This window comes from Pseudomonas sp. (assembly GCF_035497915.1).
GTDB lineage: Bacteria > Pseudomonadota > Gammaproteobacteria > Pseudomonadales > Pseudomonadaceae > Serpens.
The window spans coordinates 1-14029 of sequence record NZ_DATJCS010000031.1 but is presented as its reverse complement, the minus strand read 5'-3'; the positions used below and the strand labels follow the sequence as shown (position 1 = coordinate 14029).

At 67.1% G+C, this 14029-nt stretch carries 15 protein-coding genes; 4 read left to right on the top strand and 11 right to left on the bottom strand.

The window, feature by feature from the left end; all coding sequences use genetic code 11:
- Positions 1 to 61 precede the first annotated feature (61 nt).
- Positions 62 to 508 (top strand): REP-associated tyrosine transposase, encoded by a 447-nt coding sequence (locus VL129_RS09440; protein WP_325412417.1) that lies wholly within the window; start codon positions 62 to 64, stop codon positions 506 to 508.
- Positions 509 to 695: 187 nt separating this feature from the next.
- Here VL129_RS09440 and VL129_RS09435 read toward each other — a convergent pair whose 3' ends face one another.
- On the bottom strand, positions 696 to 1733 hold the full coding sequence (locus VL129_RS09435; RefSeq protein WP_325412414.1) for a metal-dependent hydrolase: 1038 nt from the start codon (positions 1731 to 1733) through the stop codon (positions 696 to 698).
- 145 nt (positions 1734 to 1878) lie between these two features.
- Between VL129_RS09435 and VL129_RS09430 the strand changes: the two genes are divergently transcribed.
- A complete protein-coding gene (locus VL129_RS09430; protein WP_325412412.1) occupies positions 1879 to 3204 on the top strand; it encodes a ferredoxin reductase family protein in 1326 nt (441 codons plus the stop codon).
- A gap of 1 nt (position 3205) precedes the next feature.
- Here VL129_RS09430 and VL129_RS09425 read toward each other — a convergent pair whose 3' ends face one another.
- The 4 genes from VL129_RS09425 to VL129_RS09410 all read right to left on the bottom strand — a co-directional run bounded on the left by VL129_RS09425 (position 3206) and on the right by VL129_RS09410 (position 5378).
- Positions 3206 to 3574, bottom strand: coding sequence for a 4a-hydroxytetrahydrobiopterin dehydratase (locus tag VL129_RS09425; protein WP_325412410.1), 369 nt, complete (start codon positions 3572 to 3574; stop codon positions 3206 to 3208).
- 78 nt (positions 3575 to 3652) lie between these two features.
- Positions 3653 to 4543 (bottom strand): radical SAM protein, encoded by an 891-nt coding sequence (locus VL129_RS09420; RefSeq protein WP_325412408.1) that lies wholly within the window; start codon positions 4541 to 4543, stop codon positions 3653 to 3655.
- 92 nt (positions 4544 to 4635) lie between these two features.
- Positions 4636 to 5100, bottom strand: a complete 465-nt coding sequence (locus VL129_RS09415; RefSeq protein WP_325412406.1) for a DUF411 domain-containing protein — start codon at positions 5098 to 5100, stop codon at positions 4636 to 4638.
- Positions 5101 to 5129: 29 nt separating this feature from the next.
- Positions 5130 to 5378 carry a heavy-metal-associated domain-containing protein gene (locus tag VL129_RS09410; RefSeq protein WP_325412404.1) on the bottom strand — a complete coding sequence of 83 codons (249 nt, stop codon included), beginning with the start codon at positions 5376 to 5378 and terminating at the stop codon, positions 5130 to 5132.
- 187 nt (positions 5379 to 5565) lie between these two features.
- On the opposite strand from VL129_RS09410, the gene chrA reads away from it, so the two are divergent.
- Together chrA and VL129_RS09400 are read left to right on the top strand one after the other, a co-directional pair.
- Positions 5566 to 6774 (top strand): chromate efflux transporter, encoded by a 1209-nt coding sequence (chrA, locus tag VL129_RS09405; RefSeq protein ID WP_325412402.1) that lies wholly within the window; start codon positions 5566 to 5568, stop codon positions 6772 to 6774.
- A complete protein-coding gene (locus tag VL129_RS09400) occupies positions 6771 to 8333 on the top strand; it encodes a phospholipase D family protein (protein WP_414705182.1) in 1563 nt (520 codons plus the stop codon). The genes chrA and VL129_RS09400 overlap by 4 nt, the downstream gene beginning before the upstream one ends.
- A 19-nt stretch (positions 8334 to 8352) precedes the next feature.
- On the opposite strand, the gene VL129_RS09395 is transcribed toward VL129_RS09400, so the two are convergent.
- From VL129_RS09395 to VL129_RS09370, 6 genes are all read right to left on the bottom strand, one after another.
- A complete protein-coding gene (locus VL129_RS09395) occupies positions 8353 to 9060 on the bottom strand; it encodes a sulfite exporter TauE/SafE family protein (protein WP_325412400.1) in 708 nt (235 codons plus the stop codon).
- Positions 9053 to 9265: a cbb3-type cytochrome oxidase assembly protein CcoS gene (gene ccoS, locus VL129_RS09390; protein WP_325412398.1), complete on the bottom strand. Its 213-nt coding sequence runs from the start codon at positions 9263 to 9265 to the stop codon at positions 9053 to 9055. The genes VL129_RS09395 and ccoS overlap by 8 nt, the downstream gene beginning before the upstream one ends.
- A gap of 23 nt (positions 9266 to 9288) precedes the next feature.
- Positions 9289 to 11706: a heavy metal translocating P-type ATPase gene (locus VL129_RS09385; RefSeq protein ID WP_325412396.1), complete on the bottom strand. Its 2418-nt coding sequence runs from the start codon at positions 11704 to 11706 to the stop codon at positions 9289 to 9291.
- Positions 11707 to 11716: 10 nt separating this feature from the next.
- A complete protein-coding gene (locus VL129_RS09380) occupies positions 11717 to 12214 on the bottom strand; it encodes a FixH family protein (protein WP_325412394.1) in 498 nt (165 codons plus the stop codon).
- A gap of 12 nt (positions 12215 to 12226) precedes the next feature.
- The gene (ccoG, locus tag VL129_RS09375) at positions 12227 to 13630 is read right to left on the bottom strand and encodes a cytochrome c oxidase accessory protein CcoG (RefSeq protein ID WP_325412465.1); all 1404 of its coding nucleotides are present in this window, start codon (positions 13628 to 13630) and stop codon (positions 12227 to 12229) included.
- A gap of 131 nt (positions 13631 to 13761) precedes the next feature.
- On the bottom strand, positions 13762 to 14029 hold a 268-nt coding region (locus VL129_RS09370), incomplete at its 5' end, for a c-type cytochrome (RefSeq protein ID WP_325412392.1).

Below are 14029 nucleotides of genomic sequence, written 5' to 3'. Positions count from 1 at the left end.
AGGCAGATCCGTTCCCCTCGCCTAGAGTGGGCGGAAGAATTTCCGGCAAGAGGCAACGGACATGCCTTATGGCGATCTCTGCAAGGGACGGATTTCCCTGGTCGGGCAGATCTATCACCTCACCCTGTGCACCCACCAGCGACAGCCCTGGTTCGATGACTTCTGCATCGCGCGCTCGGTGGTGAGGCAGATGCGGCGCCTGCAGGACGAGCAGCAGCTGGATACCCTGGCCTGGGTCTTGATGCCCGATCATCTGCACTGGATGGTCAGCAAGCGTTCCGGTTTGCCGCTGTCGGCGCTGATCCGCCTGTTCAAGGGGCGCACCGCAGGCGTGGCGCGTGCGGATTGCAGGGGCAGGCGCCTATGGCAGCGTGGGTTTTACGACCATGCGCTACGCCAGGATGAAGCCTTGACCGGCGTAGCCCGCTACATCGTTGCCAACCCGCTGCGGGCCGGCCTGGTCAGGCAGATAGGCCAGTATCCGCACTGGGACGCCGTGTGGTTGTAGGCAGCGAGCTGGGCCGCCGCACCGAGCTCTGTAGGGCCGGCTTTACGCCGGCCGGGGGGTTCGGTGGGGTCCCGTCGGCCGGGATAAACCCGGCCGGGTAGGTCCGGCCCTACATGCTCGACGCTGCGCCGAACCTTGTAGGGCCGGCTTTACGCCGGCCGGCGGTGTGTCGGTTGCGCACCCGGAGTCAGCGCTCCAGTTCCGCCGCCCATCCGCCGAGCGGCACCGGGGTGTGCGGTTGCCAGATGCGCGTCCACAGCTGGGCGAGCCGTTCGGCATCGGCTCGCAGGCTGGACTGGCGTTCCACCCAGCGGATCGGCTGCCAGGCGCCGTCCCGCCATTCGGCGAGGGCGAAACGGAACGGGTGATAGCCGGTCATGCCCAGGCGCAGGTCGGTTACCACCAACTGCTCGCCGATGCGGTCGTAGCGCAGCACGCCCTGGGTGAACCATTGCAGACGCGCATGCTGGGGTGAGTCGGCCAGCTGCGCCCGCCAGGCCGTGCCGCGTGGCAGGGGTTGCAGCTGGGGTGGCTGCTCGTCGAGCCAGCCGACCAGGGTTTCGTAGTACTGCTCGCCATCCAGCACCAGCACGCGCCAGAGCAGGGTATTGAACGGCGTCGGCGTGCTGAACACCCGTTCCGGCACGATGCCGTGCGCGGCCAGCGCCCGGTTCACCCGGTGTTCGGCCATCTGCTTGCCGGCCAGGGCGAAGGCGAGATACAGACTGGACAGCCCCAACGCCCAGTAATGCCAGCGCTGGCGGCCGGCGCCGAAGCCGGAAATGCCGGTGACCAGCACGGCGATCAGCAGCGGCAGGGTGTACAGCGGGTCGATGATGAAGATGCTCGACCAGGCCACCGGCGGTGTACTCAGCGGCCAGAGCAGCTGGGTCCCGTAGCTGGTGAAGCTGTCCAGCAGCACATGGGTGATCAGCACCAGCCACAGGGTCAGGAACAATCGTTTGCCGGAATACCCCGGGTTGGGCCGCCAGCGCCGGGCCAGCCAGGCAATCAGCAGCGCCACGCCGCTGAGCACGAACAGCGAATGGCTGAAGCCGCGGTGATAGGTCATCTGGGCCACGGCGTCGCCGTAGTCGATGACCACGTCCAGATCCGGCAGGGTGCCGAGCATCGCGCCATACAGCAGCGCCTTGCGCCCTTGCCAGCGACCGAGCAGGGCGGCCTGCACGCCGGCGCCGAGTACGGCCTGGGTGATCGAGTCCATGGAAACGCTCGCAACGAAAGGGGCAATACTTTATCACCGCCCTGCCTGGCGCATTTCCACTATCCGTTGACTTTCGACAGGGTCGGGCACCGGTCGTGGCGGTACCCTACCGCTACTCTTCGTGTGTCGAACCCGGATTGCCAGGATGAAAGCTATCAAGCGCACCTACTGGGTGCTGTTCGTCGTCATCACCTTGCTGTGGTGGTTGGCCGATGAGGTTCTCGCCGCGCGGGGCTTCTTTCCGCTGCGTTCCTCGCTGGTCAACCTGTCCGGCCTGCTGGCCATGGGCGCCATGAGCCTGGCCATGCTGCTGGCGGTGCGCCCGGCGCTGCTGGAGCGACGCCTGGGCGGGCTGGACAAGGTCTACCGTCTGCACAAGTGGCTGGGCATCAGCGCGCTGGTGCTGAGCATCATCCACTGGGGCTGGGCGCAGATACCCAAGTGGCTGGTGGGCTGGGGATTGCTGGAAAAACCCGCGCGCAAGGGCGCCGGCGCGGTGCGGGAAGGCATCCTTGGCTGGTTGCATAGCCAGCGCGGTCTGGCCGAGGACATCGGCGAATGGGCCTTCTATGCGGCGGTGGTGCTGATCGTACTGGCGCTGGTCAAGCGCTTCCCGTACCGCTACTTCTTCAAGACCCACCGGCTGCTGGCGCTGGTCTATCTGGTGCTGGCCTTCCACGGCCTGGTGCTGATGAAGCCGGAATACTGGAGCACGCCGCTCGCGCCGCTGTTCGCGCTGTTCATGCTGCTGGGCAGCATCGCCGGGCTGGTTTCGCTGACCCGGCGCATTGGTCACCGGCGTCGCGTGCTGGGCGAGGTGGCGGAGCTGGAACGCCACCCGGACAACCGCGTGTTGCGCGTGACCGTGCAGCTGCAGGATCGCTGGCCCGGCCACGAGGCCGGGCAGTTCGCCTTCGTGACCTTCGATCCCCAGGAAGGCCCGCACCCGTTCACCATCTCCTCGGCCTGGCATGAGGACGGCCGGCTGACCTTCCTGATCAAGGCCATCGGCGACTACACGGCGGCGCTGCCGCAGCGCCTGAAGATCGGCGAGCCGGCGGTGGTGGAGGGGCCCTACGGGCGCTTCGATTTCCAGGGTCGCAAGGCGGCGCAGATCTGGGTCGGCGGCGGCATCGGCATCACTCCGTTCATCGCGCGCCTGCAGTGGCTGGCTCGGCAGCGGCGCGAACAGGCGGTGGATCTGTTCTATTGCACCAGTGAGCCGGATGAAGCCTTTATCGCCCGGCTGCGCCTGCTGGCCCGTAACGCCGGCGTACGCCTGCACCTGCTGGTGTCCCAGCGTGACGGCCGGCTGACCCCCGAACGCCTCTGCGAGGAGGTGCCTGGCTGGCGAGACGCGGATGTGTGGTTCTGCGGCCCGCTGGCGTTCGGACAGAACCTGCGGCAGGGGCTGGCGGAACGCGGCATGGCGATCGAGGACTTCCACCACGAGCTGTTCGACATGCGCTGATTCAGGCCAGTACGTCGCGCAGGCCCGCGCTGTGGCGGGCCAGCTCCTCGGTACGCGCCGCCATGATGAAATCGTTGCGGTGCAGGCCGCCGATCTTGTGGGTCCACCAGGTCACGGTGACCTTGCCCCATTCGGTGAGCAGCGCCGGGTGATGGCCCTCGGCTTCGGCGATTTCGCCCACGGCCTGGGTGAATGCCAGGGCCTGCTGGAAATCATCGAAGCGATACTGCTTCTCCAGTTGCATCACACCGTTACGGTCCTGCACGCCCCAGTCCGGCAGTTGCTGGAGCAGCGCGCCCAGCTCGATGTCGGTTACACGCGGCGCGTCGGCGCGGCAGGCTTCGCAGTGGGCTTTGCTCAGGTCGGGCATGGGGGGCTCCTTGGCACAATGGACGAGAATCCCTTGGACTCGACAACGGGGTCTTGGTGCTGGGGGTTAGACCAAAGTTCAGAGCCCGCGCAGCCACTCCGGTCGCAGACCCGCCTGGTCGGGCTGCTCGATGGCGCGGCGCACCTGCGTCAGCAGACGCGCCTTGTCGCCGCCCAGCACGCCCTTGAGCACCAGGTGGTTGGAGGCGTGGTCGCTGCGGAACACCGTATCGGTCAGCTCCAGGGCATCGAGCAGCCGTTCGGTTTCCTCGAACAGCTCGCGCGGGCTCAACGGTACGAAGTCCGGGAACTGCGCCATGAAGCGCTCCATACCGGTCGGGAAGCTGACCACCAGGCTGGCCAGGTATTCCGGCTGCGTGGCGTTGATCAGGCGCGCGGAGTTGCGGGCGTGCTGCGGGCTCAGGCTGCGGCCGCCCAGGCCGTTGAGCAGCATCACCGAGCGCTGGATACCGGCTTCGCCGGCCTTGAGCAGCGCGTCACGGGTGCTGTCGTGGGTCTCGCCCTTGTTGACCCGCTCCAGCACCTCGTCATCGCCGGATTCGGCGCCGACATAGATCATGGCCAGGCCGGCTTCGCGCAGGGATTCGAGTTCCTGCACCGATTTGCGCTTGAGGTTGCGTGGCAGGCAGTAGGCGGTGACCCGCTCGACCTCGGGCAGATGGGTGCGGATCGCTTCGAGAATGCGCAGCAGACGGTGGGTCGGCAGTACCAGGGCGTCGCCGTCGGCGAGGAACACGCGCTGCACGATCAGCTGTTCGCCGCAGCGGCGGATCTCATCCAGCACTTCCTGCTCGTCACGGGCGCGGAACTTCTTCTGCGGCGCCGTATACATTTCGCAGTAGGTGCAGCGGTTCCATGAGCAGCCGTTGGTCACCGGCAGGATCAGCGAATGGGCCTCGCTGGGCGGGCGGAACACGGGTTCGATGTAATCAATGGGGAAGCGTTGCATCGTCGGAGCGGTATGGGATCCGGGCAGAGTATCGTCCGTGCATGAAAAGCGAAACGCCAGACCGCCAGCGTGGCTGGTGGCCTGGCGTCGGTTCACTTGCCCGGATAGCGCGCGATCACTTCTTCCTGGCCGTTGCGGGTCAGGCCGATGACCTGATAGGCGTCCTGGCGGTCGCCCATCTCCATGCCCGGCGAGCCGACCGGCATGCCGGGGACGGCCAGGCCGCGCAGGTCGGGACGCTGGCGCAGCTCCAGCACCTGGGCGGCGGGCACATGGCCTTCCACGAAGCGGCCGTCGATCACCGCGGTGTGGCAGGAAGCCAGGCGCGGCGGCACGCCATGCTTCATCTTCACCGCGACCATGTCGGGCTCGACGTGGTCACGCACCGTGAAGCCGTTGTCCTCGAGGTGGGCGATCCAGTCCTTGCAGCAGCCGCAGTTGGCGTCGCGGTGCACGTCGATGACCCGTTCGTCGACCACGGATTCCTGGCAGCCGCCAAGCAGCAGCAGGGTGGTCAGGGCGCCGAGGCGCAGGCTACGGGTGAAGCGTGGGTGCATGGGAAGTCCCCGAAAACGAATGGGATGAATCAGCCGCAGCAACCGCCACAGCAGCTGCCGCCGCTCTTGCGGGCACCGGCCAGGCGGGCAGGATAGCCGGCATCGTCGAGCGCGGCGATCAGCGCGGCGCTATCGGCCTCGCCGCTGACGCGCACGCGGCCGCTGGCCAGATCGACCTCGACGCTCTGCACACCGGCCAGCGGGCGCAGGGCTTCGTCGACATGCTTGACGCAGTTGCCGCAGGTCATGCCTTCAACCATCAGTTCGACAGCAGTCATGGAAATTACCTCAAAGTGCAATGCCGGGCCGTTATCCTCGTCCTTGCCACCGTGGCAAGGTCAAGCGCCGGCGGGATGGAGAAAAAGTGCCGCCTAGTCTGCTGTGGCCAGCCGGGTTTGTGCATGATCTCCATCAAGTCGCGGCGCTGACCTATGATGCCGCCCGTCTTTCCAAGGGAGCCTGCCGATGCAGTCCAGCGAAACAGTCCGATCCGATTCCTGGTGGACCGTGTTCAAGGTGTTCCTGCGCCTGGGACTGACCTCGTTCGGCGGCCCGGTGGCCCATCTGGGCTATTTTCATGCCGAGTTCGTGCGGCGGCGCCAGTGGCTGAGCGAGCGCGGCTACGCTGATCTGGTTGCGCTGTGCCAGTTCCTGCCCGGCCCGGCCAGCAGTCAGGTGGGCATTGCCGTCGGTCTGGCGCGCGCCGGCTATCGTGGGGCGCTGGCGGCCTGGGCGGGTTTCACGTTGCCCTCGGCGGTGTTGCTGATCCTGTTTGCCCTGGGGCTGGCGGCCTGGGGCAATGTGCTGCCCGGCGGAGTGCTGCACGGGCTCAAGGTGGTGGCGGTAGCGGTGGTGGCCCAGGCGGTGTGGGGCATGGCGCGGGTGTTCTGCACCGACGGCGTGCGGCTGGCGCTGATGCTGGGCGCGGCGGTGGTGCTGTTGCTGTGGTCCTCGGCGCTGGCTCAGGTCACGGTGATCCTGCTGGCGGGGCTGCTCGGCCTGCTGCTGTTCAAGCCCGACCCGGGCGAGGCGCATCAACCCCTGGGCATTCTGGTGAGACGACGCACGGCCGTGTTCCTGCTGGTGGTGTTCTTCGTGCTGCTGCTGGTGCTGCCACTGCTGGCGCAGTTCTGGCCGATGGCCTGGCTGCAGCGGGTGGATGCCTTCTACCGGGCCGGTTCGCTGGTTTTCGGCGGCGGCCACGTGGTGCTGCCGCTGCTGCAGACCGAGGTGGTCGGCAGTGGCTGGGTGGGTAACGAGGCGTTCCTGGCCGGCTACGGCGCCACCCAGGCGGTGCCCGGGCCGCTGTTCACCTTCGCGGCCTTCCTCGGCGCGGCCATGCAGGATGCGCCGAACGGCTGGCTGGGTGGAATGCTGTGCCTGGCGGCGGTGTTTGCGCCGTCCTTCCTGCTGGTGATCGGCACATTGCCATTCTGGGAGCGCCTGCGCGCCAGCCGGCATACCCGCGCGGCGCTGCAGGGGGTCAACGCCGCCGTGGTCGGCGTGCTGCTGGCGGCGCTCTATGATCCGGTGTGGACCAGTGCCATCCTCGGTCCGGCCGACGTAGCCCTCGCGCTGGTGGCCTTGCTGGCGCTGATGGTCTGGAAACTGCCGCCCTGGCTGGTGGTGCTGGGCTGCGGGCTGGGTGGCTGGGGGCTGGAGGTTCTGCTGTGAAGGTGCGCGTCGGATCCGCATGGCGCCGCTGGTGGCTGCCGGGGCTATTGGCGCTGCTGCTGTGTGGCTGTGGCGACCTGCCGACCCTGGAGACGCGCACCCCGTCGCAGGCGCTCGGCGACGAGGAGTCCGCCGACAGCGCGCTGGGACGGGCGCTGGCCCCCGAGCTGGCGGCGCATCCCGGCCTGAGCGGCATCTGGCCGCTGCAGGACGCCCAGGACGCCTTCGCCGCCCGGGTGCTGCTGGCGCGCAGCGCCCAGCGCACCCTGGACGTGCAGTACTACATCTGGCGCCAGGACATGACTGGCACGCTGCTGTTCGAGGCACTGCACGAGGCGGCCGAACGGGGTGTGCGGGTGCGCCTGCTGCTGGATGACAACAACACCCGGGGGCTGGATGCGACCCTGGCGGTGCTGGACGCACACCCCAACATCGAGGTGCGCCTGTTTAACCCGTTCGTGCAGCGTCGGGCACGCCTGCTGGGCTTTCTGAGCGATTTTTCCCGTGCCAACCGGCGCATGCACAACAAGTCCTTTACCGCCGACAACCAGGCGACCCTGCTGGGCGGGCGCAACATTGGCGACGAATACTTCGGCGCCAGCGACGGGGTGCTGTTCGCCGACCTCGATGTGCTGGCCGTCGGCCCGGTGGTCAAGGTGGTGTCCGATGACTTCGATCGCTACTGGGGCAGCGACTCCAGCTATCCGGTCGATCTGCTGCTGCCCCAGGCCGACCCCGCTCAGCTGCAGGCGTGGGTTGCCACCGCTTCGCTGGTCGAGCGCGATCCGGCCGCCGCGGGCTACGTCGAGGCGATTCGCGAGTCGGACTTCATTCGCCGTCTGCTCGAGCAGCGTCTGGAGTTGGAGTGGGCGCCGGCCCGTCTGGTCAGTGACGATCCGGGCAAGGGGCTGGGGCAGCCGGAGCACGAAGCCCTGCTGTCGCATCAGTTACAGGAGATCCTCGGTACGCCGCAGCGGCATCTGGAACTGGTGTCGCCCTATTTCGTGCCGACCCGGAGCGGCGTCGAGACGTTCGCCGCACTGACGGAACAGGGGGTCGATGTGCGGGTACTCACCAACTCCCTGGAGGCCACGGACGTGGCACTGGTACATTCGGGTTACGCCAAATGGCGGCGGGCGCTGCTGGAGGCCGGTGTCGTGCTGTACGAAATGCGCCGCAGCGCAACGGAGACCGAGCAGACGCCCAAGGTCGGGCTGTTCGGCAGCTCCGGCTCCAGCCTGCACGCCAAGACCTTCGCGGTGGATGATCGGCGGGTGTTCGTCGGCTCCTTCAACTTCGATCCGCGCTCCACCAACCTCAACACCGAGCTTGGCCTGGTGATCGAGAGTCCACGCCTGGCCGGACACCTTCGGCAGCTGTTCGAGCGGGTGATTCCCGATGCGGCCTACGAAGTGCGGCTCGATGCATCGGGCCGGTTGTATTGGCTGGAGCGTCGCGGCGAGCAGGTGATACGCCATGATCGTGAGCCGGACACCCGGCTGCTGCAGCGTATCCTGGTGAGGCTGTTTTCCTGGTTGCCCATCGACTGGCTGCTGTAGGAACGCCAGCGCCCCATCATTAATCCGCGTGCTGTTGGTGGCCACCGTGGCCCATCAGCCAGTCCTGGTGCGGCCCGGGCAGGGTCCACAGGCCGAACAGGATGACCAGCAGGCCGCCGGCGATGCGCACGCCGCGGCGGCGCAGCAGGGCGGTGATGCGCTCGGCGGCCAGGCCGGTGGCCAGCAGTACCGGCCAGGTGCCCAGGCCAAAGGCGAGCATCAGCAGTGCGCTGTCCAGCGCATCGCCCTGGCTGGCCGCCCATAGCAGGGTGCTGTAGACCAGCCCGCAGGGCAGCCAGCCCCACAGCGCGCCGAGGGCCAGCGCCTGCGGCAGGCCGCGCACCGGCATGAAGCGTCGGGTGATGGGCTGGATAAAGCGCCACAAGCCCTTGCCCAGCGCCTCGATCCGCGTCAGCCCGCTCCACCAGCCGGCCAGGTACAGGCCCATGGCAATCAGCAGCAGCGCGGCAACGACACGCAGGGCCGTCGCCGCCGGGCTGTTGGCCAGTGCCCAGCCGCCCAGGCCGAGCAGCAGGCCGGCGGTCGCGTAGCTGAGGATGCGCCCGAGGTTGTAACCCAGCAGCAGTTGCAGCCGACGGCCGCGCTGTTCCGGCGGAATGGCCAGGGTCAGCGCACCCATCAGGCCGCCACACATGCCAAGGCAATGTCCGCCGCCCAGCAGGCCGAGGATGAACGCGGAAATCAGCTGCGGCGCGAGATCAGGCACGGGGTTCGTCCTGGTCCTTGCCGGGCTCCTGGCCGGCCTGCTCGACCCCGGCCTTGTGGTTGGGGTCGTCATCGTCGAACAGGATGCTGTGGGCCGGGCTGTCCAGGTCGTCGTACTGGCCGCTGTTGACGGCCCAGAAGAACAGCCAGATGGCCAGGCCGACGACGATGACGGCCACGGGAATCATGTAGTACAGGGCGGCCATGGGGCACCTCCGATAGTGAGCGCTCAGGCGGCGGCTTCGGCGGGCAGGCGGGCCAGGCGCAGGGCGTTGACCACTACCAGCAGCGAGCTGATGGACATGCCCAGCGCGGCCCACGCCGGCGTGACCCAGCCGACGGCGGCGAAGGGCAGGATAAGTCCGTTGTACAGCATTGCCCAGCTGAGGTTCTCGATGATGATCCGCCGGGTGCGGCGCGCCACGGGCAGGGCGCGGGTCAGGCTGTCCAGGCGGTTGGACAGCAGCACCGCGTCGGCGCTGGTCTTGGCCAGATCGGTGGCCGAGCCCATGGCCACGCTGATGTCGGCGGCGGCCAGCACCGGCACGTCGTTCACCCCATCGCCCAGCATCAGCACCCTGCGGCCCTCGGCGCGCAACTGCTGCAGCACGGCCAGCTTGTCGTCGGGGGTCAGGCCGCCACGGGCGTCGTTGATACCAAGCTGGCGGGCGATCTCGCCGACCATCGGCGAACTGTCGCCGGACAGCAGCAGCACGCGCCAGCCACGGGCGCGGCAGGCGTCCAGCAGGGCCGGGGCATCGTCACGCAGGCGGTCATCCAGCACCAGCCAGGCCAGCGGGCCCTGCTCGTCGCCGAGCAGCAGCCACTGGCCGTGGTCGCCGGGAATCGCCGGTGCCGCTTGACCCGCGAGGGCGCTGACGAAGTCCGGCTGGCCGATGCGCAGGCGGCGCTGCTCGACCACGCCTTCCAGGCCCAGGCCAGGGTGGCTGTCGACCTGTTCGGCGGCCTGTGCGGCGCGGCCGAAGGCCTTGGCGATCGGGTGTTCGGAGCGGTTTTCCAGGGCGGCGGCCAGGGCCAGGCACTGGTCGGCATCCAGCTCGCGCAGCGGGTGGATGCCACGCAGGGTCAGACGCCCCTCGGTGAGCGTGCCGGTCTTGTCGAAGATCACCGTGTCGATCTGGTTCAGCCCCTCGAGCACATGCCCGCGGGTGAGCAGCAGGCCGAGCTTGTGCAGGCTGCCGGTGGCGGCGGTGAGGGCGGTCGGCGTGGCCAGCGAGAGGGCGCACGGACAGGTGGCGACCAGCAGGGCCAGCACGATCCAGAAGGCGCGCTCGCTGTCCAGCTGCCACCAGACCAGTCCGACCACGGCGGCGGCCAGCAGCACGCCGATCAGGAACCAGTGGGCCACCTGGTCGGCCAGTTCGGCCAGGCGCGGCTTCTCGCTCTGGGCGCGCTCCAGCAGGCGGACGATGGCGGACAGCCGGGTGTCGTCGCCCAGCGCCTGCACCTCGACGGTCAGCGGACCTTCCACGTTCAGGGTGCCGGCGGTAACGCTGTCGCCGACGCCGCGCGGCTGCGGCAGGTACTCGCCGGTCAGCAGGGATTCGTCGACGCTCGACTGGCCGCTGAGGATGCGGCCATCGGCGGGCAGCAGCGCGCCGGGCTGCACCAGCACGCGGTCGCCGATGCGCAACTCGGTCAGCAGGATGCGCTGTGCCTGGTCTTGCTCGTCCAGGCGCAGGCAGGAGGCCGGCAACAGGTTGACCAGTTGCGCGGTGGCCGCCGCCGTGCGCTCCCGGGCGCGGCGTTCCAGATAGCGTCCGGCCAGCAGGAACAGCGCGAACATGCCCACGGCATCGAAATAGAGTTCGCCTTCGCCGGTCAGCGTCGACCAGATGCCGGCCAGGTAGGCGCCGCCGATGGCCAGCGACACCGAGACATCCATGGTCAGGTGCCGCGTGCGCAGGTCGCGCAGGGCGCCGCGGAAGAACTGGCCGCAGCAGTAGAAGACGATCGGCGTGGTAAGGATCAGCGCGGTCCAGCGCAGGATCACATGGAAGCTGTGTGACAGGTCGAGGTTGAACTCGGGCCAGGTGGCCATGGTGGCCATCATCACCTGGAACCACAGCAGGCCGGCCACGCCGATCTGCTTGAGGGCGCGGCGGTTTTCCTCGGCCAGCGTCTCCGCCGCCTGATCGGCGCGGTAAGGATGCGCCGCATAGCCAATGCGTCGCAGGCTCTGCAGTAGTTCGCTGAGCGGCACCTGGCTGTCGGACCAGCGCACCTGCAGCCGGTGGTTGGAAAGATTCAGGCGCGCCTCGGCCACCGCCGGCAGGCCGCGCAGGTGTTTCTCGATCAGCCAGCCGCAGGCGGCACAGCTGATGCCTTCGACCAGCAGGGTGGTTTCCGCCAGTTCGCCTTCATGCTGCACGAAGGGCTGCTGCACCTCGGCGCGGTCGTAGAGCGCCAGTTCATCGGTGAGCACTTGCGGCAGCGCCTCGGGGTTGGCCGAGGGTTCGCTGCGGTGGCGGTAGTAGCTTTCCAGGCCGCCACTGACGATGGCTTCGGCCACCGCCTGGCAACCCGGACAACAGAATTCGCGGGTTTCGCCCAGTACAGGCGCGACAAAGCGGCTGCCGGCGGGAACCGGCAAGCCGCAGTGGAAGCAGGGAAGGGGACTGCTCATCGGGGCGGAATCAGTTTTCCAGCGTGAGCGGCTGTCCCGGAATCACTTCCTTTTCCACATACAGTCGCCAGGGCTTGCCGCCTTCCTCGCCCAGCAACTCCACGAAACGCCGACCGGACACGCTGTCCAGCATGAAGCCCTGGTAGCGACCGTCATCCTTCGGTTGCAGGATGACGCGACGGTCCTTTTCGGCCTGGGTCGGCGAAATCAGGTTCAGCTCCAGCTGCTGCGGTCGGCTGTAGCCGGTGAGCTGCAGGTTGGCGGTACCGGTTTCGTCGTCCAGGGTCAGGACGCCCTGCAGGTTCAGCTGCTTGGCCAGCTTTTCACGTTCCAACGAGGCATTGATGCCCTTGCCGACGTCGTAGTAGTTGGCTACCACCGGGACGTCGGGGTTCATCGTGGCGAATGTCAGCAGGCCAAGGCCCAGGAACACCGCGAATGCCAGGATGCCAATGACGAACCAGGCCCAGAATTCCTTGTACCAGCGACTTTCGGTCTTCGACTGCATGCGGAACCTTACTTAGCGAACGGCCGGGCCGATGAAACGGCTCTCGGCCTCGTTGTTGATGGACTGATCGTCCGTCGCCTTGACGCGGAAGACGATGGTGTTGGTGCTGGACGGCAGCTTCTCGGGCTCGATGGACAGTTCGGCCGGGATGGACAGCACTTCGCCGGCGGCGACCTGCACTTCCTGGCGACCCTCGAAGGCCAGTCCCGGCAGGCCGTCGACTTCCACCACGAAGGTCTTGTCGGTCTGCGCCTTGTTCATGATCTTCAGGGTGTAAACGTTCTCGATGTTGCCTTCCTCGTTCTCGCGATACAGCACGCGGTCCTTGAGGACGTCGATCTGCACCAGCGGCCGGGCAGTCAGTGCCCAGGTGAACAGGCTCATCATGGCCAGCAGCGCCACCGCATAGCCGATCAGACGCGGACGCAGCAGATGGGTCTTCTGGCCGGACAGGTTGTGCTCGGTGGTGTAGCTGATCAGGCCGCGCGGGTAGCCCATCTTGTCCATGATGCTGTCGCAGGCGTCGATACAGGCCGCGCAGCTGATGCATTCGATCTGCAGGCCGTTGCGGATGTCGATGCCGGTCGGGCAGACCTGCACGCACACGGTGCAGTCGATGCAGTCACCCAGGCCCTGGGCCTTGTAGTCGGCGCCCTTCTTGCGCGGACCGCGTTGCTCGCCACGGTTGGTGTCGTAGGAGACGATCAGCGTGTCCTTGTCGAACATCACGCTCTGGAAGCGGGCGTAGGGGCACATGTAGATGCACACCTGTTCGCGCATGAAGCCGGCGCTGCCGTAGGTGGCCAGGGTGAAGAAGCCGATCCAGAACGCGGCCCAGCCATTGACGTTGAGGCTGAGCAGCTCGGGGACCAGGTCGCGGATCGGCGTGAAGTAGCCGACGAAGGTAATGGCCACTGCCACGGCGACGCCCAGCCAGATGGCATGCTTGGCCACCTTGCGCAGCAGCTTGTTGGCGCTCATCGGCGCCTTGTCCAGCTTCATGCGCTGGTTGCGGTCGCCCTCGGTGACCTTTTCCGCCCACATGTACACCCAGGTGAACACGCTCTGCGGACAGGTGTATCCGCACCAGACGCGGCCGGCGAATACGGTAATGAAGAACAGGCCGAAGGCGCAGATGATCAGCAGCCAGGACAACAGCATGAAGTCCTGGGGCCAGAAGGTGGCGCCAAATACGTGGAACTTGCGTTCGGGCAGGTCCCACCAGACGGCCTGACGGCCATCCCAGTTCAGCCAGACCGTGCCGAAGAACAGAATGAAGAGGAACGCACCGCCGAAGCGGCGAATGTTGCGGAACACGCCGGTGAACGCTCGGGTGTAGATCTTTTCGCGTTTGGCGTAGAGGTCGACGTTACCTTTGCCAGGTGTCACGTCACGAACGGGGATCTGCTCACTCATCATCAGGTACCACTTTGCGGGGTGGGGCTCCGGCCGATACGTAGTCGGCCGGAATCATTTGGCTGCTGCCAATGGTACGCCTGATGTGTCTGTTTTCGGTGCGACGCCGAGTCGCACCGAAAGCATTTTTCTTATTGAGCGTCAGCAGGTTGCTGCGACAGGCTATACACGTAGGCGGCCAGCAGATGCACCTTGTCGTTGCCCAGGAAGGCTTCCTGAGCGGGCATCTGGCCGTTACGACCGTGACGGATGCTCTGCTGGACCTGGGCGAAGCTGGAACCGTACAACCACACGCGGTCGGTCAGGTTCGGCGCGCCCATGGCCTGCAGGCCCTTGCCGTCGGGACCATGACATACTGAGCAATTGGTCTGGAAGATCTTTTGACCTGCGGCAACATCC

Bases quoted from the DNA above. Each gene is read 5' to 3' on its own strand.
- VL129_RS09440 (WP_325412417.1), top strand. From the start codon at position 62: ATGCCTTATGGCGATCTCTGCAAGGGACGGATTTCCCTGGTCGGGCAG.
- VL129_RS09435 (WP_325412414.1), bottom strand. From the start codon at position 1,733: ATGGACTCGATCACCCAGGCCGTACTCGGCGCCGGCGTGCAGGCCGCC.
- VL129_RS09430 (WP_325412412.1), top strand. From the start codon at position 1,879: ATGAAAGCTATCAAGCGCACCTACTGGGTGCTGTTCGTCGTCATCACC.
- VL129_RS09425 (WP_325412410.1), bottom strand. From the start codon at position 3,574: ATGCCCGACCTGAGCAAAGCCCACTGCGAAGCCTGCCGCGCCGACGCG.
- VL129_RS09420 (WP_325412408.1), bottom strand. From the start codon at position 4,543: ATGCAACGCTTCCCCATTGATTACATCGAACCCGTGTTCCGCCCGCCC.
- VL129_RS09415 (WP_325412406.1), bottom strand. From the start codon at position 5,100: ATGCACCCACGCTTCACCCGTAGCCTGCGCCTCGGCGCCCTGACCACC.
- VL129_RS09410 (WP_325412404.1), bottom strand. From the start codon at position 5,378: ATGACTGCTGTCGAACTGATGGTTGAAGGCATGACCTGCGGCAACTGC.
- chrA (WP_325412402.1), top strand. From the start codon at position 5,566: ATGCAGTCCAGCGAAACAGTCCGATCCGATTCCTGGTGGACCGTGTTC.
- ccoS (WP_325412398.1), bottom strand. From the start codon at position 9,265: ATGGCCGCCCTGTACTACATGATTCCCGTGGCCGTCATCGTCGTCGGC.
- VL129_RS09385 (WP_325412396.1), bottom strand. From the start codon at position 11,706: ATGAGCAGTCCCCTTCCCTGCTTCCACTGCGGCTTGCCGGTTCCCGCC.
- VL129_RS09380 (WP_325412394.1), bottom strand. From the start codon at position 12,214: ATGCAGTCGAAGACCGAAAGTCGCTGGTACAAGGAATTCTGGGCCTGG.
- ccoG (WP_325412465.1), bottom strand. From the start codon at position 13,630: ATGAGTGAGCAGATCCCCGTTCGTGACGTGACACCTGGCAAAGGTAAC.